Genomic DNA, 24570 nt, shown 5'->3' with positions numbered 1-24570 from the left:
CGTGGACCTCTCGGATAAAGAACTCTTCGGAAATGAAATGGCCGAAGATGAAGAGGAACGTCTCTTCGCCTCTTACGCATACGAGCGTGAAGAGTTCGAATATTTTCTAGACTCTTCGACAAAACTGAAGGTGGTGCGTGCATATAAGGGTGAAGGCAAGTCTGCGTTGTTGAGATGGACATTCTTGAAGCTTCGCGGGTTCAGCAACGTTGTCGTACACAATGCATATGCCAACTCGATTTCCCCTGCGGTGTCCACTGATCAAACTGAATATATTAGGGCCTGGAAAGACGCATTTATAAGAGTTGCCGCGTCAGCAGTTGGTGCAAAGATCGAATTTAAATTTAGCGATGACGTTCTGTCTCTACGCGAAGAGGCCGAGCGTGGCGGATATTCTGAGCGCGGCTTTGTGGGAGCAGTGCTTGCACGATTGAAGGCGCTTCCAGGTCTTCCTGCTTTTGCTGGGGCAGCAGATCCTGCTGCTGCCATTAAACGAGTGGCAGGAGCTAATGATCTGCAGATATGGATGGTTATTGATGATCTTGACGAGAACTTTCGCGACGTCGAGGCGGATTGCCTTAAGGTTACATCTGCATTAATTGCCATGCGTCAGCTTAGTAATGAAATTCGTGAGCTGAGATTCAGGACATCTATTCGGCCTAGCACTTGGGCGATAGTTAAAAGGAAGTACGAGGCATTGTCCAAAGTCGAGCCTTATATGGTCGATCTTCAATGGTCCCAACCTCAGCTTGAGAAAATGCTCGCTAATCGCATCAGATCCTATTTGCAAAGAAATGATGGGGTTGCGGCAGCCAGCGGAATTCTGGACACAATGACTCCCAGTGATTTAGTTGCTCAAGCTTTTGATGATCCTATGCCTTGGGGAAAAAAAGACGTTGAAAAAAGTTTTTTTGAAAATGTAGACCTTGAACACAAAATGCGTTCCCCCGCAGTGGTTGTGGCAACACTTTCTCGCTACCGGCCCCGTTGGATGATTGAACTTTGCAAGTTGGCATCGAAAAGTGCAATAAGTCACAAGCGTGGGAAAATTGGATTGGATGATCTTACTGGGCCACTAGAGAGCTTCGGAAAGACTCGTATAGATGACTTGATTGCTGAATTTAGGGCGCAATGTGAGAAGGTTGAGTTGCTCATTCAATCTTTTAAAGGGAAGCCTGAGATATTCAAGACGGATGTGTTGGTGCGTCACGTGAAGAATAATCTTGGCAGTCGGGATATAAGAATTGCTGGCATATCGGGTAGGCCGTCTGATACCGAAATAATTAGGTTTCTATTCCAAATTGGGTTTTTGACGGCGCGTAGAGAGCTCGCGGGTGGCGGTTATCGGCACTATTCTTTTTTTGATGAGCCGACGCTATTATCTGATGGTGCAAATGACTTGGGTGTCTCTTGGGAAATACCATCATGTTTTCGGCAGGCATTGCAACTAACGAATGCTCCCCGCCGCATGCCTAGGTGACATTCTCGGTGGCAATCGGAATACCGGGTCAGGGCCGAATTTCGATCGGCGCATAGCATGTATCCTGTCTACAACGCTCGTTGACGCCGGCCCTATCAACTAGCAAGATTGATTGTTGCGTTAAATCACGCAGCCGGGATTGGTCTCCCGCTATCGAGGCGCACCAGCGCCCATCGTCCGATGTTCGGCACTTTTTTATTGCCTGCATTGTGCGAGGCGCGTGCTCGCCAGTTCATGGCGGGCGGTACGCGGGGGGCTTCGGCCCCGCCGGTCCTCGGTCCGGTAGACCAACCCGTACCGTCCGCCACCTCCGATTGGTCTCGGTGTGGCGGATTCCCTTTCTACCGAGGAATCCACTATGTCCCGCAAAGCAACCGCACCCAAAAGTACCTCAGCACCCCGCCGCCGCACCCGCGAACCCGCGTCGCAGCCCGCACAGTTCGTCGGCCCTCCGATACCGCCGATATCGCTCGGCGACCTGTCGCATACCACGTTGTTCGATCCGGTGCCGATGGACGACGAGCTGCCGCCCAAGCGTCCGCCTCGCTCGCGACGCCCTGCGCAATGCACGGTGGGGTGTCAGTACGCCGACGTGCTGGTGGATGGCCGCCCGCAGAGCGTGCGCATTCCCACCCTGCGCCTGAGCGGCCGCTGGCTGGCCGAGCTTGGGTTCGAGCCGGGCAGCAAGCCGCGCATCGCCGTCGTCGATGGCGCGCTGGTGATCACGTGCGCGCCGAAGACAGGTGTGCGCTGAGCCACTACGTCGTGTGACGACTCAATCGAGTCGTCGCAGGCCGAAAGCGGAATGCTGCCGTCCGCGCCTGGCGGCACTTGGTAGCTCAGCTCCTTTGCCCCGCAGCCTGCAATGGCACCGTTGCACGGTACGCCTTCCCAATTGGGGTGCTGCGGCCTGGCTTCGAATGTGAGTTGAGCTAAAGGAGGCTGTGGCTTAGGACGTGTTGCGTGAGCACTCCGTTGGCTGTAGATTGTGAGTAAGCCTCACAAATCGAATGAATGTCGTCCATCGCTCCCACGCCCGGTACGCGCAAGACCAAAGGGCACAAGTCCGAACGTACCGTCGAAGGCCTGCTGGTCGCGGCGCAGGCGGTGTTCACTGCCTCGGGCTACGAGCGCGCCACGACGGCGGAAATCGCTCAGGCCGCCGGCGTCTCCGAAGCCACGGTCTTCGCCTACTTCGGCAGCAAGCGGCAGCTGTGCCTGGAGGTGGTCCGCCGCTGGTACGACCAGATCAGCAGCGAGCTCGAGCGCGACGTGCCGCTGTTGCCGGGCACGCGCGCGCGCCTGCAGTTCGTCATCCGCCGGCACCTGCAACACCTGATGGGCGACGGCGTCGGGCTGTGCGCGCTGATCCTGGGCGAGGGGCGTACGTTCGACCAGGCCTTCTCCGAGGCCATCGTCGACTTCAAGCGCCGCTACACGGCGCCCCTCGTGCGGACATTGACCGAGGCGCAGCAGGCCGGCGAACTGCGCGCCGAGGTGCCGGTGCGCATGATGCGCGACATGGTGTACGGCGCCATGGAACACGTGCTGTGGGGCTATGTCGCCTCGGGCCGCAAGCCTTCGCTGGAGGCGACCGCGCAGCAGCTGACCGATGTGTTCATGGACGGCTTCGGCGCCCGCCCGCCTGCGGTGCAGGCGCTGCAGCGCTTGCAGGCCGACGTGATGGCCGCGGTGCGCACGTTCGAGGCCGCTGGCGCCGATGGCGAACCGGCATCGGCACGCAAGCGATAGCCATGGGCGCCTTGACCGATCGATGCGCGATGCGCTGCGCGAACGTGCGATCGCTGACAAGCAAGCGCCGTCATCCGCCCATGCCGGCGTGATCCGCAGGTAGGCCTTCGTTCGCCTGCGATCGACCAAGTGCAGCGGAAAACCGCCGGATGGAACGCGACGGCGTTCGACACCGCAAGCGCTTCCAACCTTTCTCCTCCACGTTTGGTGCCGACAATGGAAACCACTCCCCCAACCGAAACCACAGACGCCACCGCCATCGTCCGCTTCGATACGAAGATCGCCGTGGTCGTGCGCGAGGACCTGCCGGTCTGGCAGAAGCTCAACGTCACCGCGTTCCTGATCAGCGGCATCACCGCGCAGCACCCGGACATCATGGGCGAGCCCTACGTGGACGCCGACGGCCGCGCCTACAACCGGCTGTGCGGCCAGCCGATCATCTGCATGGCGGCCAATACCGACACCCTGCGCAAGATCCACGGCCGCGCGATCGACAAGGGCGTCACCACCTCCGCCTACACCGAAGAGATGTTCTCCACCGGCCACGACGCGGCCAACCGCGCGGTCTTCTCGAAATTCGGCAAGGACGACGCCCGCATCGTCGGCATCGCGCTGCGCGACACAAAGAAGCGGGTCGACAAGATCACCGAAGGCGCGCGGATGCATCCGTAGTCCCTATGTGTCCGCTTGCGACCAGCTAGCTTAATATCGGAGCGACCCGGCGATCGCTTGGGTTTACCGGCGTGGCTGGCTTCGCATCCGTGGAGAGGCAAGCCGACAACATAGGGGTACCGATGCAAGGACGCAGGACGTCATCTTCCGGTTGGGGCGAGCTGCTGTTCGTCGTCACGATAGCCTTCGGGCTTCCCATCTACTCGAGCCTCTCGGCCGTACTGGCGCCCGTCGTCGAGCCGTCCTTCTCGCAGGGAAGCCTGTGGGGAATGGTGGTCTACGAACTGTTTATCCTGATCTTGCTGGGCTCGGCGCTCTGGTTCCGGGGATGGCGGCCGCAGGAACTGGGATTGCAGTGGCAGGCGCGAGACATCCGGCCGGCCTTGGGCCTGCTGGTCGCATGTGTGGTGGCCTGCTATCCCTTGAACTGGCTGGGCGCCAACATGGCGGAAGGGGTGAATCCCTCGATGGATGCCATGGTCGCCGGAAATCTGTCGCTTGCCGCGGTAGTCGCGGTCTCGCTCATCAATCCCGTCTTCGAAGAAGTGTTCGTCTGCGCCTACGTGATACGCGCATTGGAGCGCAACCACAGCCAGGCGTTCGCCGTGAACGTCAGCGTGGCGATCCGCACTTCGTACCACCTGTACCAGGGACCCATCGGCGCGATCTCATTGCTCGTAGTGGGGCTGATCCTCGGCTGGTGGTTCGCAAGAACGGGCCGCCTGTGGCCCGCCATCGTCGCCCATGGCGTGATGGACCTGCTGGGGTTGATGCTCTATGCGTAGCTGGCGAGGGCGGCCATGGTTCGGGCTGGCTTGCGGCGGAGTGAGTACGTGGGAAGCAACGACATTAGCTCCACACAGTATTCAAGGCCAAAGCTGGTACCGGCTCCTTTCCTGCGTGAAGGTGAGTGACCTCGGTAACAAGAGTCTCGAGAATGGGTGAGAGGTACTCCGTGATCAGATGGACACGAAGTGAGCGGGGCTCTGAACCAGGACCCGTATCCTATTTTTATGAATTGCGGCGCCACTCCGGGATCTATCGCGGCTTAGCCATTCTGGCGGGTTTCCGAGATGTTGACATTGCGTGAAGTTCCCGCAATGCTCCGCGTCATTAGGCCATTGAGGGCCGCATAGCAGGGATGTTATGCAACAGGGGGGAGTCGCGTTAGCGCTCGTTGGGGAAGAAGTGCCTGCGGCAGGCTCGCTACCGGATCTTGCGTTGCATGGCCTTGTGCCGTTGGCGCAATTCCATGGAATCGCTGCCGATGCGTCGCCGCTTACACTTGAGCTCGGCAGGAGTGGCAGGGCCTTCGCTGAGGTCGCCGCCGCTCCGCTGACGGCTGCTCGTAAACGTGGCCTGAAGGCCACCGCCGCAGAACCCATGCCGGTCGGCGAGACGCTGATCGAGACGCGTCTGGGTCCGTTGCGCCTGACCGCCACGGCCATCGACAGCGACGCTATCCCGCATCTGGCCCCGGCGCCGGACGTGCCGGCCGGGCGCTTCGCCGCCGAGCAGGCCCTGGCCAGCAGCCAGTTCGAGGCATTGCAGGCCAAGCGCCACAACCTGCAGGCGGCCATCGCGCAGCGCCGGGCCGAACTGCGGACCACGCGCGACACGATCGAGCCGATGGCCGAGTCGGCGCGCATCTCCAAGGCGCGTGCCGAGGACTACGGCCGCCTGGTCGAGGGCAAGTACGTCGGCCGCCACGACTACCTGCTGCGCGAGCAGGAGCGCATCGCCGCCGAGCGCGACCTGGCCACGCAGCGCAACCGGCTGCAGGAGATCGGCTCGGCGCTGAGCGCGGCCGAGGAGGAACTGCGCGTGCTGGTGGCCGACTTCCGGCAGCAGACGCTGGACCAGTTGCGCGAGGCCGAGCAGAAGGTGGCGCAGGGCACGCCGGAACTGGCCAAGGCCGGGCGGCGCGATGGCCTGATGACGCTGTGCGCGCCGGTGGACGGCACCGTGCAGCAACTGGCGGTGCGTGCCGTCGGTGAGGGTGACAAATGGGGCGAGCGTCGCTTCAAACGGAAATAACTAAGGACCAATGGAGAAGGCCATGATCGCAGATGACAAAACAATTTACTTTGTGCTTGGTGATTTAAATACGCCAGAACTCCCGGCTGCGCCTCAGTCCGAGGACGCGAAGCTGGCTCTGTTGCGAGCCTACGTCGATCTATACAAGGATTTCATAGAGGATGCGGACGCTAATTTAACTGAAGAAGTCATAAAACAATTATCGAAAATAGAACTAGAGACGCTGTCGGAAAACATCGCTCAGGCTATGAAAGAGCAGCCCGAAATGGCAGCTCATTACGCTCAACTCAACGATTATGAGCGCATCGCCATAAGGTGGAAGGAGATGGCCATCGCGTCGGGATCACCCGACGCTGCTCAAGTTGCAGCGTATTGCGACGAGGTGGTTGCCCAAAAGCAAGGCGCCATTGCATTGCTTACGGCGGCAGGCGTCGATTCCAGTGCGGCTTTCAGGGCGGCCAAGATACTGGGGAGCGGTGCTGGCAACATTATGTCGGCCTTGGAGATTGCAGGGGCTGTACAAGACGGTTCGACGGATCCGGGAGGCGCGCTGACCAAACTCTTTGGTATTGGCATAGGTTCCGTAGCGATGAGCGCCCTCCTCGGTGCATTCGGCGGAGTCGCTGCGCTGACCGCTATGCCTATCGGAGTAATTGTAGGTGTCGGGGCTCTGGTACTGGGCGCCGCATACGCGGCGGAGCAGATCGGCGAAATAATCTGGGAGGAGTTTGTTTCGGATAATCTGTGGCAATGGCTTGACGAGATGGGGATGAAAGAGCAATTCGAAGAGCTTATCTCCACGATTGGGCAGGCGATCGGCGCTGTGGTCCCGGGTGACCCGGAGTCGCCACCATACAGAACACAACAAGTGCTGAGTGGCGAAGTCATCGCGTCAAATGAAAAGAACAATGTCGTCGTTGGCAATGATGGGCGCAACGATATTTCCATGCTGCATGGGCGCACGGTCGCTTTCGGAGAAGGCGGCGACGATATCTACCGTGTATATGAAACTGCGCACGGAAATCAAGTGATCTCTGACAGTAAGGGCGCAAACACCTTGCTGTTTGGCTTGGATGAGATCGGTAGCCTAGGCTTGGTCAAGATAGGCGAAAACGTATACCAGTCTGAAAGCGGACACTACACGATTACCCGGGTCGGCGAGGGTGAGGGCGCAGATCTGGTGATATCGTCAAAGCACTATGGCGCCACCGTTACGATATTGAACTGGAGCAATGGTCAGTTCGGTATCGATCTTCCTGGCGAGCCTGCGCCGTATGTGCCACCAACACCTCCGCACAATGGAAATGCGCAAGACGACTTGTTCGGACGTTCGGTGGAAAATGCGGGAAATGATGTTGTCAATGGCTTCTCTGGAAACGACGGTATTGACGGCGGAGCGGGCGACGACCGCTTGGATGGTGGAGCGGATGAAGATCTAATATTTGGTGGGACCGGGAATGACCGCATACTCGGCGGATCGGGCAACGATTACATCTTCGATGGCTCGGAGATGATCGAAATGCGGCCCTGGACGGATGGCGAAAAGGCCTCCGCCGAGTACGACCTCGAGCACTACCTCGGTGAAGGGGTGGTCAAGGCCAGGGGAGCAAGCTGGTATGTCGTAGAGGGCGGTCTACTGGAGGGCGTAACTGTAGCTAGCAAGACTAACTTGGACCCGAACCAGCACCCAAGCGGTGACGACTTCATCGATGCGGGAACGGGCGATGACGTGGTGTACGCAGGGGAGGGAGATGACGTTGTCTTGGGAGGGCAAGGCAACGATGTTCTCTATGGTGGATATGACCACGACACCATCAGCGGCGGCGATGGCAATGACGTCATCGCGGGCGACCACGGCCACTTGAGGTCAACAACCTTTCCAACATTGAATGTATCGGACGCAGCGGAAGCCAACGGCAACGACACCATTGACGCCGGCTTAGGCGACGACTATGTGGTGGGTGCGGGCGGCAATGATGTCATTTACGGTGGCGAAGGCGGCGACACGCTCTATGGTCGTGGGTTGGGCAATACCGCCGCCGACACCGCAGACCTGGACGCAGACTACATCGACGGCGGCGCCGGCAGCGATTTGATCTTTGGCGACGACGGCGACGACATTATTTATGGCGGCGATGGCGATGATCAGATTCATGGAGACAATGCCGGATCAAATGTGCGCTCGGGCAATGACACGATCCATGCGGGTACGGGGAACGATATCGTCGTCGGCGGCCGTGGAGAAGATGTCATTGACGGCGGCGACGGCGTCGACGTGCTGCGAGGAGATGCATCCGACATCGATGGCGCGCACCACGGCCGGGATCTGATCACTGGCGGTTCCGGCAACGACCAGATTCTAGGTGGCGGAGGCGCGGATTCCCTGGACGGTGGCGATGGCGACGATGTGATCGCTGGCGACGAGTGGACCGGGGAAGCGCTGGCCGTGCAGTATCACGGTGACGACTATCTGTCTGGCGGGGCCGGTGCCGACCTGCTGGTCGGCAATGGCGGAAACGACACGCTCGACGGTGGAGCGGACGCTGACGAGCTTCAAGGCGGTGACGGGAGCGATCGCCTGATGGGCGGCGCCGGGGACGACATACTCTTCGGACAGGCGGATAGCGACGTCATTAGTGGCGGCGCCGGCGCAGACAAGGCTTATGGAGGAGATGGCAACGACACTCTGGCGGGTGGCGCGGACGACGACATTCTCGTCGGAGAGGCAGGCGACGACGTGTTGGAGGGGGGCGATGGCGGCGATACCGCTAGTGGGGGTATCGGCGACGACACGCTGTACGGCGGAGCCGGCAACGACACGCTGGATGGCGGTGAGGGGGCGGATGCCCTCAATGGTGGCGATGGCAACGATGGCTTGTACGGTGGTGCAGGCCAGGATTCCTTGGCCGGGGGTGCAGGCAACGATCAACTCATCGGTCAGGATGGTAACGATACTCTTTCCGCTGGCGAGGGAGACGATGTACTTCTGGGGGGCGCCGGTAACGATGAAATGACCGGTGGCGCGGGCGACAACCGCTACTATTTCAACCGGGGCTTCGGCAGAGACATCGTCCATCTCGAGGATGGTGTCGATGGCTTGGTCTTTCAGGACGGTATCGCCTCGCATGAACTCGCCTTCACCCGATCAGGTGATGACCTGCTGGTCGATTTGATCGGACAGGCGGATCAGGTGCGGATCGTCAACTATTTCTCGGCCGGAACACGGGTTACGATCTTCACCGCGGATGGTCGCGCATATGGCCGTGCTGACTTCGATAGCGCCATCTTGTACACCATGCCGGTGGCGGGTGGAGACGGCGCCGACAGCTTGAACGCGGGTGAAGGTGCGCGCCTCTATGGGTTCGGTGGCGACGATACGCTGAATGGCGGTGGCGGCGATGACCTCCTCGATGGCGGCAGCGGCAATGATGTGCTGGTTGATGGGCTTGGCGGCGACATCATGCTGGGCGGTGCTGGCAACGACACGCTTCATTTTGTCGCCGGATCCAGCTCGACCACCAGCGACATCGCCGACGGCGGATCGGGCAACGACGTCTATCATGTTGCATGGCACTCCGGCATGGACACGATCGCTGGGTTGGGCGCCGCCGATGCTGGCATCGACCGGATCATCCTGGACGGTATCGCCGACACGATGGTGACCAACTTCCAGATTTCCGGAAATGACCTTTACGTCATGGTGGGCAATCCGTCGATCGGGGCCACCGACAATATTCTGAGGCTTTTGGGGTTTCTCGCGGAAGGCGCCGCGGCTCACACGCTCGAGTTCTCGAACGGCGTAACGTTGACCGCAGCGGACTTCATGAAGCAATGGTGGTTCGGTACAACGGGAGATGACGAATTTACCGGAACATTCGCACCCGACAGCATCCAGGGATACGGCGGAAACGACGTGCTGTCCGGGGGGATGGGCAATGACGACATCATCGGATCAGAAGGCGACGACATCCTTCACGGCAACGAAGGCAACGACGACTTGTACGACGGTGTGGGCCAGGATGTTGTCTATGGCGATGCCGGAGATGACGAGTTCTATATCGAATACGACAGCAGCGCGGATCGCTTCATTGGTGGGGTGGGTGACGACAAGTACTATTTCCGCAAATCGGACTTGAGTGCATTCACCGCGCAGGTAGAAGAGGACGTGGCGGGCGGAACAGACACGGTGTACAGCATGTCTTACCACACGACGCTGTCAGCCAACGTGGAAAACCTCGTCGCCGAGCACGGTGGCGTCACGTATCTCCAGAACGGGGTCGTCGTGCCGCGGAGGCTTGTGGGCAACGATCTGGCGAATGTCATCAGCATCGCGCGGGCTGGCGGCGCCAACTCGCACCGTGGAATGGTCTATTTGATGGACGGCGGTGCTGGCGAGGACACGTATATCGGCAGCGAGGCTGACGAGATATATGTGGTGGATAGTCCGGACGACGTGATTATTGAGCAGGACGTGCCCGGATACAGGTCAAGCGACACGGTACGCGCTTCCTTCTCGTATTCGATTGCCGGCCGGGCCGAGCTTGAGAACGTGGAGTTGACCATCGCTGGCACCACGGCCATCGGCAACGAGGGGGGCAACCGCCTGGATGGGCGGATGGCGGATGGTGCAAATACCTTGATTGGCGGCAACGGCGACGATGTCTATGTGATCGACTACCAGGATGTGATGGTGGAGGGTATCTCGGGCGGGCGAGACACCGCGATCGTCGGTGGCTTGCAGAGTGGTAGCGATTACTTCGATGTCCCGATTGGCACGTATGTCGAGGTGTTTCAGCTCCACGAGGATCTCGGCAATGCACATTTGCGCGGCAATGCCGAAAACAACGTACTGGTGGGGAACAGTTACTCCAACTGGCTGTCAGGCGGTGCTGGCGACGATGAGCTGAGGGTAGGGGCAGGCATGAGCGCCTATATCAACGACAGGCTTGACGGCGACGAAGGAAACGACCTGCTTGTGGCTGGCGGTGGCAATGCTGGCCTTTACGGCGGGAAGGGCAATGACGTGATCGAGCTGGGGTGGGGCGTCAACACGGTGGGTTATGCGTCGGGTGACGGTAGCGACGTGGTTCGCGCAGGTCCAGCAGCAGCCGGAAAGAAAGATAGGATATTTTTTGATTTGAGCATCGATGGCGATGATGCCGTCTGGGCGCGTGACGGAAATGATCTGCTGATCACGTTCGTCGATACCGCTGGCGACGCTATTACAGTAAAGGACTATTGGCGCCAGGAGCAGGGTGTCGATGTGCTGTCGGGCGTTATAGATGAATTTTATTTCAGTAATGGGCAGTCAACCAGGACCGGGCTAACGCTGGAACAGCTGCGCAATAAGGCCCCGGTGGCGAATATCGGGTACCGTCAAGAGTACGCGACTAGTGGCCAGTTCTTCAGTTATACCATGCCTGAAGATATGTTCTCCGATGAAGATATGGCGACGCTGGTCTACTCGGTGGCCAATTTGCCGGCTTGGTTAAGCTTCGATGCGGCGACCCGTACATTCTCTGGACTACCGACATCAAACGATGAGCCAACGAGCTATATTGAAGTCTTCGCCACCGATTCCTTAGGTGCATCGGCGACCTTGACATTGTCGATGTCGGTCATGAATCCGATCAGTGGGACCAGCGGCAATGACTCCATTGTGGGAACCGATCGGCCAGATCTCATCTTCGCCGGTGCGGGCAACGATGTTATCAACGGCGGACTGGGCGTGGATCGCATGTATGGTGAGGCCGGAAACGACAGCTATACCGTCGATGATGGCCGAGATGTCGTCGTGGAAGCGGAGTCAAATGGAGATGACTTGGTCAATGCTTCCGTAGACTACAGTTTGACGGACAACGTCGAGCGCCTGACACTAGGCGGCCAAGCCATGGAGGGAAGCGGCAATGCCCTGGACAACGCTATTACTGGCAACGGCTACTATAACGTGTTGAATGGGGAAGACGGCAACGACACCTTGCTTGGAAATGGCGGCGATGATTCTTTGGGGGGGGCTCGGGGAACGACTACCTGGACGGCGGGAGCGGTTCCGACTCGATGTACGGTGGCGAAGGCAACGATACCTATGTCGTGGCTAGCGCTGGAGACATGGTGCAGGAATGGGAGGGCGGTGGCATCGACACGGTTCGTGCGTCCATTTCCTACACGCTGGGCTACGAGATGGAGAATCTGGTGCTGACCGGCTCAAGCGGGCTGAGCGGCTCGGGCAACGAGCTCGACAACGTGATCACCGGGAATGGTGGTGCCAACACCTTGCAGGGTTTTGAGGGAAATGACTTCCTGGACGGCGGAAGCGGCAACGATAATCTGGTAGGCGGTATCGGCAACGATACATACGTTGTCGGATCTACTGGGGATGTGGTGACCGAGTCGGCTGGCGAGGGCGTTGATACCGTCAGGTCCTCGATCACCTACACGCTGGGCGCCGAGCTTGAAAACCTTACGCTTACCGGTACCTCCGTCATCAATGGCAGCGGCAACGCCGGCGCCAATATCCTTGTTGGCAACAGTGGAAACAACTCACTGTCCGGTCTGGGTGGCAATGATGTGCTTGAAGGCATGGGTGGCGTGGATACGCTGACGGGCGCGGCCGGGAACGACACCTATCTGATGGCGCGGGGCTATGGCACCGACACCGTAGTCGATAGTGATTCCGCAACGGGCAACTTTGATGTCGCTCGCTTCTTGACTGGAGTTGCGCACGACCAACTGTGGTTTAGGCGTCCATCAGGAACCAATAATCTCGAGATAGCGATCATCGGTACCACGGATAAGCTTGTGGTAAAGGATTGGTACCTGGGGTCGCAGTATCATGTAGAGGAGTTCCGTGCTGATGACGGGAACAAGATATTGCGTGCCGCAGATGTCCAGGTGCTGGTGAATGCCATGGCCGGAATGACGCAGCCCGCCCAAGGCCAAACTATCCTCAACCCGAGCCAGCGAGCGGCGCTCGACGCTGTCATCGCAAGCGCTTGGCAGTCTGGTCCGACTTCTGCAACCAGCGGGAGTGCACAGCGTATGACGGTGCAACAAAGCGGCGCCGAACTCGCCGTCATTCAGTCGTATGGGCTCGTGACAGCGGCGGCAGAGTCGCTCAATAGCGGAAGCGACCTCCATGCTCCCACCGCCATCGAGGCAGGTGCCGCTCCTCGGCAGTGGGGCTCGCTACCGTGGGAAGAAGATGGCTATGCTCAGCATTGGCGTCTTCACGATTTGAATAGTGGGGACTGGACCAGTGGGCCGGCGGACACCGGTCTAGTACCAGCTTTGCAATCATCGGTAGTTGATAAAATTCCGGCGTTGGATGTCCTGGTTTCCGCGATGGCAAGTTTCCAGGTGCATGAGGGTACGCTGGCGGCGGCGCCTATTCACGAGCGGCCACATCACGTGCTGTTCTCGATTCCGTTGGCCTGAGGGCTTTCGTCGTTGCAAGTGATAGTGGAGGTCGAGGCAGCTTTCGTCTCGACCTCTTTTTGTACCCGCTCGCTACATGCAGAAAGCCATGAGGCCGTCAGTTGCAGTAGCGCGATCAGCAGCCTCCACGCCCCGCCGCATAGCGCAGCCCCTGCCGCAGTTGCGCCAGGAAATTCGCGTCGGCGTATACCGCTTCGTCGTGGCCCAGGCCGGTGTACCAGCTGCGGCCGCCGTCGAAGGGGTGGCACCAGGCGATGGGGTGGTCCGTGCCCATCGTGCCGCCTTCGTAGAGGCCTTCGTCCACGGTGGCGATGACCTGCACCTGCGCGCGCGGATTGCTGCGGTAGTTGTAGATCTCGTCGCGGATGGGCCACGGCGCGCCGGCGGGGCGGCCGTCGCGTTCGGGCTGCACCTGGGTGGACTGCAATCCGGGCGGATGGCCCTTGAACCAGGCGCCGACCAGGCGCCCGTACCACGGCCATTCGTATTCGGTGTCGGCGGCCGAGTGCACGCCGACGAAGCCGCCGCCGTTGCGCACGAAGCCCTCGAACGCCTGCTGCTGCGCCGGGTCCAGGATCGCGCCGGTGGTGCTGGCGAACGCCACCACGCGGTAGCGGGCGAGGTTGGCGGGGGTGAAGTCGTCGGCGTTTTCGCTGTGGTCGGCGACCAGCCCTTCCTCCGCCGCAAGCCGGCGCAGCGTCGCGACGGCGGTGGGAATGGACTCGTGGCGGAAGCCGGCGGTCTTGCTGAAGACCAGCATGCGGTCCGGCGGCGGAGCGGCCGTGGCGGCCCCAGCGAGCATCGTGGCGAGCGAGAGGGCGAGTACGTTCATGGGCCGATTCTGCGCCCAATGGCGCGGCCGCGGTAGGGACGCATTCGACGCCTGGTGCCGGCGCCAATGCATTGCGTCTTGCTGCTCGTCCGGTTCCGTGGGACGGTCTCGGGCTGCGGACGCCGCTCAGCTGCCAACGGGCGGGATTTCCAGCGGCGTGTGCGCGCGGTCCACCGCCAGGATCGATGCGTCGTCGGGGTCGCGCAGCAGGTGCACCGTGGTGCCGGCCACGCAGAACTGCGGCAGCAGCGCTTCGTCGATCAGCGTGCGCAGCGTCGCCAGGCGGGTGGCGCCCTTGTGGTCAAAGACGTTCAACGCCAGCTCGACCGCGTGCACGGTCTGTCCATGGCTGCCGCCGCGGGTCAGTCCATGCTCGGAGCGCTTGAGCGATTCGATCTGCGCCTCGGTCGGGATGCCGCGGTGCACCAGGCGCTGCCAGGTCTTGGCTTCGGCGGAGTAGATGCGGTTCTCGCGCGTGGCGACGACGACCACCGAGGCCCCGGCCACCAGGACCGCGCCCATCATGATCGCGAACACGCTCCACATCAGGATCTCAAGGATGGCCATGCTCCGTCGTGGCCCATACCACTCGCTGTGCGGGAGTCTAGGAACCGCCTGTGTCACATGCATGACGCAAACCGCGGGCGCCGCCGGCACCGCCATAGGGCGCCGTGACTTCCGGGCCGCGACCGCCGGGCGCGATTGCGCTGCAATCGCGGGCATTCGCGCGGCGGGAACGGGACATGGGCATCGGCAGGTTCGCAACGATCGTTCCGCTGCTGCTGGCCGCCACGGCCATGGCCGCGCCCGCCGCGGACGACGAGGCGCAGGTGCGTGCCGCCGACGCGCGGTTCTGGCAGGCGTACAACGCCTGCGACCTGGCGGCGGTGGGCGAGGGCTTCACCGCCGACGTCGAGTTCTACCACGACAAGACCGGCCTGACCCAGTCGAAGCAGGCGGTGGTCGAATCGCTGCGCAAGGGCCCGTGCGCGGATCCGCGCATGCGCCTGCGGCGCGAGGCGGTGCAGGAGAGCCTGCGCTTCCACGCGCTCAAGGGCGGCTACGCCATCCTGTCCGGCAGGCACCGGTTCTACGTGGAGGAAGCCGGCAAGCCGGAGCGCCTGGACGGCGAAGCCGAGTTCACCAACCTCTGGCAACTCGCCGACGGCCGCTGGCGCATGCGCCGCGTGCTGAGCTACGACCACGGGCCGGCGGCGTACGTGCCGCCGCCACGAACGCTGACGCTGCCGGCCGACACGCTGGCGCGCTACGCGGGGCGCTACCGCTCGCCGCGTATCGGGCAGATCGTGGTCGCCGTCGATGGCGACCATCTCGCGCTGGTGGCCGGCAGCTTCGTCGCCACGCTGTATCCGGAGTCGCCACGGCGGTTCTTCGCGATGGAGCGCGACCTGCGCTTCGAGTTCGAAGGCGGCGGCGACGGAAAGGCGCAGGCACTGGCGGTCTACGAGCACGGCGCGCTCAGCGAGCGTGCGCAACGCGCCGAGTGAGGCGGTGCCAGGCCTGCGCTGCGCGTTCCGGGTTGGAGCGTGGCGGGGCTAGTGGTGCCCGCTGACCGCATGCGGCACGTAGTGGGCCTCCAGCGCCGCGATCTCGTCCGCGCTCAGCGCCAGGTCCAATGCGGCGACCGCGTCGTCCAGGTGCTGCGGCTGGGTGGCGCCGATGATCGGGGACGAGACCTGCGGCTTGGCCAGCACCCAGGCCAGCGCCACCTGCGCCATCGGCACGCCGCGCACGTGCGCGAGCTGCTCGACGGCGTCGATCACGCGTCCGTCGGCGTCCTCGGTGCCGGCGTACAGGGTCTGGCCGAAGGCGTCGCTGCGGGTGCGCTCGGTCTGCACGCCCTTGGGCCGGGTCAGGCGGCCGCGCGCCTGCGGACTCCACGGGATCAGGCCCACGCGCTGGTCGGCGCACAGCGGGATCATCTCGCGCTCTTCCTCGCGGTAGAGCAGGTTGAGGTGGTTCTGCATCGTCACGAAGCGGGTCCAGCCGTGGGCGCGCGCCACGTCCTGCGCCTTGGCGAACTGCCAGGCATGCATCGACGAGGCGCCGATATAGCGCGCCTTGCCGGCCTTGACCACGTCGTGCAGCGCTTCCATGGTCTCTTCGATCGGCGTGTCGTAGTCCCAGCGGTGGGTCTGGTACAGGTCCACGTAGTCCAGGCCCAGGCGCTGCAGGCTGGCGTCGATCGCGGCCATGATCGCCTTGCGCGACAGGCCCTTGCGGTTGGGCCCGTCGCCGTCCACGACGTTGAACACCTTGGTCGCCACCACCGCTTCGTCGCGGCGGGTGAACTCCTTCAGCAGGGTGCCGACGATGCGCTCGGAGGTGCCGGCCGAATAGGTGTTGGCGGTGTCGAAGAAGTTGATGCCGTGCTCCACCGCGCGGCGGAAGATCGGCCGGCTCGCCGCTTCGTCCAGGCTCCACGGGTGGGTGCCGGCGGCGGGGTCGCCGAAGCTCATGCACCCCAGGCACAGCCGCGAGACGTCCAGCCCGGTGCTTCCCAGTTTCACGTACTTCATCGTCTGCGCTCTCCGGTAATCGTTGCGACTGCGGGAGGGTAGCGCCTGGGCCCGCGCGGTGGGGCGGTGCGGGCGAAACAGCGCGTTGCGCGCGAAGCGCCAGCGCGGTCCTGCACCGCTGCGTGCGGGAGTCCGGCGCACGTTCGCCTGCCGCAGCGTCGCCGCGGCGGAAGGAGACGATCTGTGTGGCGCCGCAGGCGGCGGCTCCCGACCGAACGCCTAGGCGATATGCGCAGCGAACCCGGTCAGCGCCGGCGCGATCTCCGGCCGCAACACGAGCTCGGGAATCCGGTAGTCGCCGCCGTTCTGCGCGCGGAACGCGATCGGCGCGGCCGTCCACAGCGTGTCCAGGCGCTGCGCGAGCGCGTCGCGCACCTGCGCCAGCCGCGCCTCGTCCATGCGCCCGGTGCGATGGACCACGAACGGCGGCAGCACGTCGAAGCCGGGGTAGTGCAGGATGCCGTGCTGGATCGGGAACAGCAGGTCGTCGATGGGGCCGTTGATGCCGCGCGGGCCGTAGTGCGATTCCCAGCCGCCGGTGGTGACGATCAGCATGGCGCGCTTGCCGGCCAGCGTGCCCTCGCCGTAGCGCTCGCCCCAGCGCGTGTCGGAGTGCTCGCCCACGCCGTACGCGAAGCCGTAGGCATAGACGCGCTCGACCCAGCCTTTGAGGATCGCCGGCATCGAGAACCACCACAGCGGGAACTGCAGGACGACCGCGTCGGCCCATTGCAGCTTGTGCTGTTCGCGCGCGATGTCCGGGCTCTGCCGGCCGGCCGCGAACGCGCGCCGGGAGTCGAGCGATGGATCGAACCGTTCGCCCGCCGCGCCGTCGAGGCTGTCGTCGGCATCGAGCACGGCCTTCCACTGCATGGCGTACAGGTCCGAGACCTGGACCGTATGGCCGGCGCGGGTCAGGCGTTCGACCGCGAAGTCCTTGAGCGTGCCGTTCAACGAACGGGGTTCGGGATGCGCATAGACGAGAAGGAGGTTCATGTGGCGCCTTGGGAGTGGGGATGGACCCAAGCTAGGCGCGCGCCAGGTATATTGGAAATGAATTTCGAGTATTCCAGGTATCGACTTGGTTAATCTCAGGAGCTTGGACCTCAACCTGCTGGTCACGCTCGATGCGCTGCTCGCCGAGCACAACGTGACCCGTGCGGCCGAGCGCCTGCACCTGTCGCAGCCATCGGTCAGCGTGCACCTGGCCAAGCTGCGGCAGGCGCTTGGCGACCCGCTGCTGCTGCCGGGGCCGCGCGGCATGCGTCCGACCGCACGCGCCGACGCGCTGCGCGAGCCGCTGCGGCAGGCGCTGGAGGCGCTGCAGCGCGCGGTGGCGCCGGCCGCGCCGTTCGATCCGTCCCAGGCCGGCGATACCTGGCGCGTGGCCGCGTCCGACTACGGCGAATCGACGGTGCTGCTGCCGGCGCTGCGCGGCCTGCGCGCCGCGGCGCCGGGCACGCGGCTGGCGATCGTGGACATGGTGCCGGCGCGCATCGCCCGGCAGGCCGAACAGGGCGAGATCGACCTGGCCTTGCACACCAGCGAAGGCGCGCCGCCGGGGCTGCGCCGGCGCACGCTGTTCGCCGAACGCTACGTGCTGGCCGGCCGCGCGGACCATCCGCGCCTGCGGCGGCGGCCCACGCTGGCGCAGTTCTGCAAGCTCGAGCACGTGGTGGTGTCGCCGGACGGCGGCGGCTTCCACGGCGTCACCGACCAGGCGCTGGCCGAGGCGGGACTGGCGCGGCGGGTGGCGCTATCCGTACCGCATTTCCTGTTCGTGATGGCGGCGCTGGCCAGCACCGACCTGGTGGCGATGCTACCGGAGCGGCTGCTGCGCGATCATCCGGCGTTGCGCGTGGTCGAGCCGCCGATCGCGGTGCCGGGATACGAGATGGCGATGCTGTGGCACGAGCGCACGCATCGCGACCCGGCGCAGCAATGGCTGCGCGAGCACATCGCGCGCTCGGTGTGAGCGTGGCCGGGCCGTCGCGGCGGCATGGCGGCATCGCCGGGCGCGCCAGGCGCGCGCCGCGGCCGTCGCGCTCCTGGCAGGCGGATGCCCGGGCCCCGTCGCTCGGGTACACTGCCGCCGCTTGACGACGCGCCAGCCTCCGTTGCCGCCAGCCACAGTCGTGAGAGTCCGCGCCGGCGCCTGCCCGCGGTCCATTCCACACTTTGGAAACCTGCATGCGTATCTCTCCTGTTCGCGCCGGCGCGCTGCGCGTCGGCCTGCTGGCGGCCGGCCTGTCCGTGGCGGTGCCGGCCATGGCGCAAGCCGATGCCTCCGGCCCGACCGAACTGGACGCGGTCAACGTCAAGGGCCAGCGCGTGCGCTCCTATGCGGTGGAGCAGACCGCGGCGGCGACGCGGCTGGCGCTGACGCCGCAGGACACGCCGCAGTCGGTGAGCATCGTCACCGAGCAGCGGATCGAGGACCAGCACCTGACCTCGGTGCGCGAGGTGCTGGACAACGTCACCGGCGTGTCCTCCAGCGCCTACGACACCGAGCGGGTGCTGTTCTACGCGCGCGGTTTCCAGGTCGAGAACATGGCCTACGACGGGGTGCCGGTGGCGCCGGGGCTGAATTCCGGTTCGGCCGACGCCAGCCTGGACACGGCCATCTACGAACGCATCGAAGTGTTGCGCGGCGCCAGCGGCCTGCTCAGCGGCGCCGGCAGCCCGTCGGCCACGATCAACTTCGTGCGCAAGCGCGCCGACAGCGGCACCGCGCGGGCCGAAGCGTCGCTGAGCGCCGGTTCGTGGGACAGCGTGCGCGGCAGCGTCGACGTCGCCGCGCCGCTGAACGCCGACGGCAGCGTGCGCGGCCGCCTGGTCGGCGCGTACGAGCAGGGCGATTCCTACCTGGACCGCTACAGCAGGAAGAAGAACGTGCTGTACGGCGTGGTCGATGCCGACCTGGGCGCGGACACCACGCTGAGCCTGGGCTACGACTACCAGAAGAGCCGGCCGGAAGGGGTGACCTGGGGCACCTACCCGGTGTTCTACGACGACGGCGGCTTCATCGAATGGCCGCGCAGCTTCAGCAGCGCGGCCGACTGGACGTTCTGGAACAACACCACCCAGACCGCGTTCGCCGACCTGCGGCACCAGTTCGGCAACGGCTGGCTGCTGCGCGCGATGGCCAGCCGCCGCGAGACCGACGGCGACATGGCGCTGTTCTACGTCTACGGTTTCCCCAACCGCGCCACCGGCGAAACCGTGGATCCGTTCGCCTTCCGCGGCCGCGACCGCGGCCGCCAGAACATGCTCGACGTCTACGCGTCCGGCCCGTTCCGGGCCTGGGGCCGCGAGCACGAGCTGGTGGTGGGATTGAGCGGCTCGCGCTACACCAAGGCCTCGTGGGAGGCCGCGCACGGCGAACTGGCGCCGGTCGGCGACTTCCTGCAATGGAACGGCGACTATCCGTACCCGGATTTCGCCGCCGACGCCGACAAGGTCACCGACATCCGCACCGAGCAACAGGGCCTGTATGCCGCCGTGCGCCTGGCGCTGGCCGAGCCGTTGAAGCTGATCGCCGGCGCCCGCTACAGCCGCTGGAAGAACGACACCGACGACGTGTACAGCGGCGTGTTCCGCCACGACCACCGCAAGACCGTGCCCTATGCCGGCCTGGTCTACGAGATCACCCCGGTGTATTCGGCCTTCGTCAGCTACACCGAGATCTTCGACCCGCAGGACAGCCGCCGCCGCGACGGCAGCTTCCTCGACCCGGTGCTCGGCAGCAGCCGCGAGGTCGGCATCAAGGGCCGCCATTTCGACGGCCGCCTCAACACCTCGCTGGTGCTGTTCGACACCCGCCAGGACAACGTGGCCGAAGCCGACGTCGGCCAGACCCTGCCCGACGGCATGACCCAGGCCTACTACGCGGTGGACGGCACCCGCTCGCGCGGCTTCGAACTGGAGGCCTCGGGCGAACTGGCGCAGGACTGGAGCGCCGCGTTCGGCTGGTCGCACTTCGAGCTGGAGGGGCCGGACGGCGCCGACCTGCGCACGTCGCTGCCGCGCACCCTGGTGCGCCTGTTCACCACCTACCGGTTGCCCGGCCGGTGGCAACGGCTCACCGTGGGCGGCGGCGCCAACTGGCAGGCGGCCAGCGAGGTGCAAGTGGACGGCCCCGCCGGCCCGCAGCCGGTGGCGCAATCGTCGGTGACCCTGGTCAACGCGATGGCGCGCTACGCCTTCGGCGCGCAGGCGTCGCTGCAGTTCAACGCGACCAACCTGCTGGACCGCAAGTACTTCGTGCTGGACGAATACAGCAACCTGTACTACGCCGCCGGACGCGGCGCGACGCTGAGCTTCAGCTACCGGTTCTGAGCGATCGCGCTGCCGCGGGCGCCGCGTTCGTGACGCGGCGCCCGTGGGACGGCCGCGCGATGCGGCGGACGGCGCGGCCAGCGTGTGCGCGGCGCCTCCGCACGTCGTCGCCGGCGCCTATTTGTTCAGCTCGAGTATCGGCACGAAGCCGCCGTAGATCATGCGCTTGCCGTCGAACGGCATCGGATTCTTGGCCGGATCCATGCGCGGGTCTTCCATCATCTTCTGCATGCCGGCGTCGCGGGTGGCCTTGTCCGGCCACTCGATCCACGAGAACACCACCGTCTCGTCGTCCTTGGCCTCCACTGCGCGGTAGAAATCGGTCTGCTGGCCGCGCGGCACGTCGTCGCCCCAGCACTCGAGCACGCGCAGCGCGCCGAATTCGATGAAGACCGAGTCGATGCGCGCGTGTTCGAGGAACTTCTCCTTGTTGGCGGTGGGCACGGCGAGCACGAAACCATCGATGTACGACATGGAGAACCTCCGGTTGGGCGCACCGGAACGGGCGCCTTCCTGCATATGACGTACGAAGGGGCGGGAAATCGACATCCCGTGGCGGGCAAGGGCGCTTTGTCTACGCAGCGCCGGCGAAGAGGACGGGCGCCGCCGCGGGTGCATGCCGCCGGCCGGCTCATGGCACGCGTCGCGCTTTCCTGGCGCGCGGCGTGCGGCTGCCGGACGCAGCGGCGTCCATGAGCCGGCGGAAGCGGGCGCAATCCATATGGCTGGGCGCGGGGCAGGCCGCGGCGTGGCGCAGGCCGTCGCGCATGGCGCCGAGCCTGCGGATGGTCCGGTCCAACGCGTCCGCCTTGGCCGCGAGCATGCCCCGGTCGATGCGCGGTGTGCCGTCGGCCGCGAACATCCGCGCGATCTCGTCGAGCGAGAAGCCGGCGCTGCGCCCCAGCGCGATCAGCGCCAGCCGCTGCACCACGCCGGCATCGAACACGCGGCGCAGCCCGCGCCGGCCGACCGAGGCGATCAGGCCCTTCTCCTCGTAGTACCGCAGCGCCGAGGCGGCGACGCCGGAACGCTGCGCGACCTGGCCGATATCCAGTTCCGCCATCCGCTTGACCTCAAGTCGACTTGAACCTGCACAGTGGCGCTTTCCGCCTTCCCAGGCAAGCCGAGGACACGACGATGGAGGCCAGCCAAGCTGCCGGCGATGCGCAGGCCCTGCTGTGGAACGGCGCGGCCGGGCAGGCCTGGGTCCAGGCGCAGGCCACGCTGGACGGGATATTCGCGCCGTTCGCCGAACTGCTGGTCGAGGCGGTGGACCGTAGCGATGCACGCCGGGTGCTGGACGTCGGCTGCGGCACCGGCGGCACCACGCTGGCCATCGCCCGCCGCCTCGGCGCGGGCGGGCGCTGCGCCGGCGTCGACATATCGGCGCCGATGATCGCCGCCGCACGCCTGCGCGCCGAACGCGAGGGGGTGCCGGCCGACTTCGTCTGCGCCGATGCGCAGGCGCATGCGTTCGCGCCGGGCAGCGTCGATGCCATCGTCTCGCGCTTCGGGGTGATGTTCTTCGGCGATCCGGTCGCCGCGTTCGCGAACCTGCGCCGGGCCGCGGCGCCCGGTGCGCGGTTGCACTGCATCGCCTGGCGCAGCGCGACGGAGAATCCGTTCATGACCGCCGCCGAGCGCGCCGCGGCGCCGCTGCTGCCCGGACTCCCCGCGCGCCGCGCGGACGCGCCCGGGCAGTTCGCCTTCGCCGACCCGCAACGGGTGCGCCACGTGCTCGAGCGCGGCGGCTGGCGCGACGTGCACGTGCGCGCGCTCGATGTCGCCTGCGCCTTGCCCGAAGCCGGATTGCGCGATTACCTGCGCCTGCTCGGCCCGGTCGGCCTGGCGCTGCGGCAGGCGGACGAACGCACGCGTTCGCGCGTGGTGGAGACCGTGCGCGCCGCGTTCGCGCCCTACGTGCACGGCGCGCAGGTGCGCTTCGACGCGGCCTGCTGGTGGATCGGTGCGCACGCCCCGGATGTGGCGTAGCGCCGCCGCACGCACCGGTTACGTGGAGGACTTCACCGCCGCCTGCAACGCCGCGGCCAGCGCCGCGTCGCCGTTGACCAGTTCGCTCCAGCGCAGGTCCAGGCCCTTGCGCCGGCCCTTCTCGGTCAGTTTCAGCCCGTCCGGATCGAGGGTCAGCGTGTAGGGCTTGCCGTCGATCTCCAGTTCGCGGCGCAACGGTTTGTCCAGTGGGGTCATGGCGCACACCTGGTCGATTTCACGATGCGCCGAGGGTAGCTGCGGCAAGGTGACGGCGGACTCCACATGCGCGGGGCGCGATGAAGACGCTCAAGATCGCCACCTACAACGTCAACGGCATCCGCGGCCGCCTGCCGCAGCTGCTGGAATGGCTGCGGCGCGAGGCGCCGGACATCGTCGGCCTGCAGGAACTCAAGAGCGCCGACGGGGGCTTTCCGATCGAGGCGATCCACGCGGCGGGCTACGGCGCGCTGTGGATGGGGCAGACCGCGTGGAACGGGGTCGCGCTGCTGGCCAGGGGCTGCGACCCGGTCGAGAGCCGGCGCGGCCTGCCTGGCGATCCGCGCGATACGGAAAGCCGCTACCTGGAGGCGATGGCGCACGGCGTGCTGGTGGGCTGCCTGTACCTGCCCAACGGCAACCCGCGCCCGGGGCCGAAGTTCGACTACAAGCTGGCCTGGTTCGAGCGGCTGCAGCGGCATGCGCGCGGCCTGGTGGCGCTGCCGCATCCGGTGGCGCTGATCGGCGATTTCAACGTGGTGCCCACCGACGAGGACATCTACGATCCCAAGTCGTGGCGGCGCGACGCGTTGCTGCAGCCGGAAAGCCGCCAGGCCTACGCGGACCTGCTGGCGCAGGGCTGGACCGACAGCCTGCGCCAGCGCCATGGCGATGCGCGGATCTACACGTTCTGGGACTACTTCCGCCAGCACTGGCAACGCAACGCCGGGTTGCGCATCGACCACCTGCTGCTGAACCCGCCGCTGGCCGGGCGCCTGCTCGACGCCGGCGTGGACCGCTGGGTGCGCGATGCGCCGCATGCCAGCGACCACGCGCCGACCTGGATCACGCTGCAGCTGCCGGCGCCGCGCGACGACGCGGACGCGGCGGACGTGCCGGATGCGGCGGACAAGGTTGCCAAGCTCGCCGAGCCGGTGAAGCCGGCGAAGGCGAGCAAGACCGCCAAGACCGCCAAGACCGCCAAGACCGCCAAGACCGCCAAGACCGCCAAGACCGCCAAGGCGAGCAAGCCGGCAAGACCGGTGAAGCCGGCGAAGGCAGGCGACGCTGACCGGCCGGCGCCGGCAGAGCCCGCGCAGGCGAGCAAGGCCGCCAAGGCGGCTGGGGGACAGCAGACGAAAACTGCCAAGCCGGCCAGGGCCGCCGAGTTGGCCAAGCCAGCCAAGCCGGCAAAGGCAGCAGCCCCGGCGAATGCCGACAAGATTGGCAGGGCCACGAAGCACAAGCCGGCACGGAAGGCGAAGCCTGCCAAGGCT

18 protein-coding genes and 2 pseudogenes are annotated in these 24570 nt (G+C 64.7%); 13 read left to right on the top strand and 7 right to left on the bottom strand.

Annotation, left to right across the window (positions count from 1 at the left end):
- Positions 1–37 precede the first annotated feature (37 nt).
- The 8 genes and pseudogenes from JR065_RS15680 to JR065_RS15645 all read left to right on the top strand — a co-directional run bounded on the left by JR065_RS15680 (position 38) and on the right by JR065_RS15645 (position 13375).
- Positions 38–1480: a P-loop ATPase, Sll1717 family gene (locus JR065_RS15680; RefSeq protein WP_206235234.1), complete on the top strand. Its 1443-nt coding sequence runs from the start codon at positions 38–40 to the stop codon at positions 1478–1480.
- A gap of 511 nt (positions 1481–1991) precedes the next feature.
- Complete coding sequence (locus JR065_RS21550) at positions 1992–2234, top strand: SymE family type I addiction module toxin (protein WP_241093665.1); 243 nt, start codon at positions 1992–1994, stop codon at positions 2232–2234.
- Between the two features lie 260 nt (positions 2235–2494).
- Positions 2495–3232 carry a TetR/AcrR family transcriptional regulator gene (locus JR065_RS15670; protein ID WP_206235233.1) on the top strand — a complete coding sequence of 246 codons (738 nt, stop codon included), beginning with the start codon at positions 2495–2497 and terminating at the stop codon, positions 3230–3232.
- A gap of 216 nt (positions 3233–3448) precedes the next feature.
- On the top strand, positions 3449–3904 hold the full coding sequence (locus tag JR065_RS15665) for a DUF2000 family protein (protein WP_206235232.1): 456 nt from the start codon (positions 3449–3451) through the stop codon (positions 3902–3904).
- 122 nt (positions 3905–4026) lie between these two features.
- Positions 4027–4689 carry a CPBP family intramembrane glutamic endopeptidase gene (locus JR065_RS15660; protein ID WP_206235231.1) on the top strand — a complete coding sequence of 221 codons (663 nt, stop codon included), beginning with the start codon at positions 4027–4029 and terminating at the stop codon, positions 4687–4689.
- 598 nt (positions 4690–5287) lie between these two features.
- Positions 5288–5941 (top strand): HlyD family secretion protein, encoded by a 654-nt coding sequence (locus tag JR065_RS15655; protein WP_241093664.1) that lies wholly within the window; start codon positions 5288–5290, stop codon positions 5939–5941.
- A 10-nt stretch (positions 5942–5951) separates the two neighbouring features.
- Positions 5952–11936: pseudogene (locus JR065_RS15650) on the top strand (putative Ig domain-containing protein); the annotation flags it as partial.
- A gap of 113 nt (positions 11937–12049) precedes the next feature.
- On the top strand, positions 12050–13375 hold the full coding sequence (locus tag JR065_RS15645) for a calcium-binding protein (RefSeq protein ID WP_206235229.1): 1326 nt from the start codon (positions 12050–12052) through the stop codon (positions 13373–13375).
- Positions 13376–13490: 115 nt separating this feature from the next.
- Here JR065_RS15645 and JR065_RS15640 read toward each other — a convergent pair whose 3' ends face one another.
- Entirely contained in the window at positions 13491–14207 is a 717-nt protein-coding gene (locus JR065_RS15640) for a ThuA domain-containing protein (protein ID WP_206235228.1), read from the bottom strand.
- 126 nt (positions 14208–14333) lie between these two features.
- Entirely contained in the window at positions 14334–14774 is a 441-nt protein-coding gene (locus JR065_RS15635; protein WP_206235227.1) for a hypothetical protein, read from the bottom strand.
- Positions 14775–14950: 176 nt separating this feature from the next.
- Here JR065_RS15635 and JR065_RS15630 point away from each other — a divergent pair, with 176 nt between their 5' ends.
- The gene (locus tag JR065_RS15630; protein WP_206235226.1) at positions 14951–15715 is read left to right on the top strand and encodes a DUF4440 domain-containing protein; all 765 of its coding nucleotides are present in this window, start codon (positions 14951–14953) and stop codon (positions 15713–15715) included.
- Positions 15716–15763: 48 nt separating this feature from the next.
- Here the strand turns inward: JR065_RS15630 and JR065_RS15625 are convergent, their stop codons facing one another.
- Positions 15764–16747 carry an aldo/keto reductase gene (locus tag JR065_RS15625; protein ID WP_206235225.1) on the bottom strand — a complete coding sequence of 328 codons (984 nt, stop codon included), beginning with the start codon at positions 16745–16747 and terminating at the stop codon, positions 15764–15766.
- A 219-nt stretch (positions 16748–16966) separates the two neighbouring features.
- Entirely contained in the window at positions 16967–17743 is a 777-nt protein-coding gene (locus tag JR065_RS15620) for an NAD(P)H-dependent oxidoreductase (RefSeq protein ID WP_206235224.1), read from the bottom strand.
- Between the two features lie 103 nt (positions 17744–17846).
- On the opposite strand from JR065_RS15620, the gene JR065_RS15615 reads away from it, so the two are divergent.
- Both JR065_RS15615 and JR065_RS15610 read left to right on the top strand, forming a co-directional pair.
- On the top strand, positions 17847–18722 hold the full coding sequence (locus JR065_RS15615; protein ID WP_241093663.1) for a LysR family transcriptional regulator: 876 nt from the start codon (positions 17847–17849) through the stop codon (positions 18720–18722).
- 215 nt (positions 18723–18937) lie between these two features.
- Positions 18938–21085, top strand: a complete 2148-nt coding sequence (locus JR065_RS15610) for a TonB-dependent siderophore receptor (protein WP_206235222.1) — start codon at positions 18938–18940, stop codon at positions 21083–21085.
- Positions 21086–21202: 117 nt separating this feature from the next.
- Here JR065_RS15610 and JR065_RS15605 read toward each other — a convergent pair whose 3' ends face one another.
- Together JR065_RS15605 and JR065_RS15600 are read right to left on the bottom strand one after the other, a co-directional pair.
- Positions 21203–21559 carry a DUF1428 domain-containing protein gene (locus JR065_RS15605; protein WP_206235221.1) on the bottom strand — a complete coding sequence of 119 codons (357 nt, stop codon included), beginning with the start codon at positions 21557–21559 and terminating at the stop codon, positions 21203–21205.
- Positions 21560–21716: 157 nt separating this feature from the next.
- On the bottom strand, positions 21717–22148 hold the full coding sequence (locus tag JR065_RS15600) for a helix-turn-helix domain-containing protein (protein WP_241093662.1): 432 nt from the start codon (positions 22146–22148) through the stop codon (positions 21717–21719).
- Between the two features lie 74 nt (positions 22149–22222).
- Here JR065_RS15600 and JR065_RS15595 point away from each other — a divergent pair, with 74 nt between their 5' ends.
- On the top strand, positions 22223–23077 hold the full coding sequence (locus JR065_RS15595; RefSeq protein WP_206235220.1) for a class I SAM-dependent methyltransferase: 855 nt from the start codon (positions 22223–22225) through the stop codon (positions 23075–23077).
- An 18-nt stretch (positions 23078–23095) separates the two neighbouring features.
- Here JR065_RS15595 and JR065_RS15590 read toward each other — a convergent pair whose 3' ends face one another.
- Entirely contained in the window at positions 23096–23293 is a 198-nt protein-coding gene (locus tag JR065_RS15590) for a hypothetical protein (protein ID WP_206235219.1), read from the bottom strand.
- 80 nt (positions 23294–23373) lie between these two features.
- Here JR065_RS15590 and JR065_RS15585 point away from each other — a divergent pair.
- Positions 23374–24351 (top strand): annotated as a pseudogene (locus JR065_RS15585) (exodeoxyribonuclease III); the annotation flags it as partial.
- Positions 24352–24570 lie beyond the last annotated feature (219 nt).

Origin of the sequence: Xanthomonas sp. (assembly GCF_017163755.1) — a bacterium.
Lineage (GTDB): Bacteria > Pseudomonadota > Gammaproteobacteria > Xanthomonadales > Xanthomonadaceae > Xanthomonas_A.
Note: the sequence above shows the minus strand (reverse complement) of the source record. Positions and strands in the feature narration are given on the sequence as shown.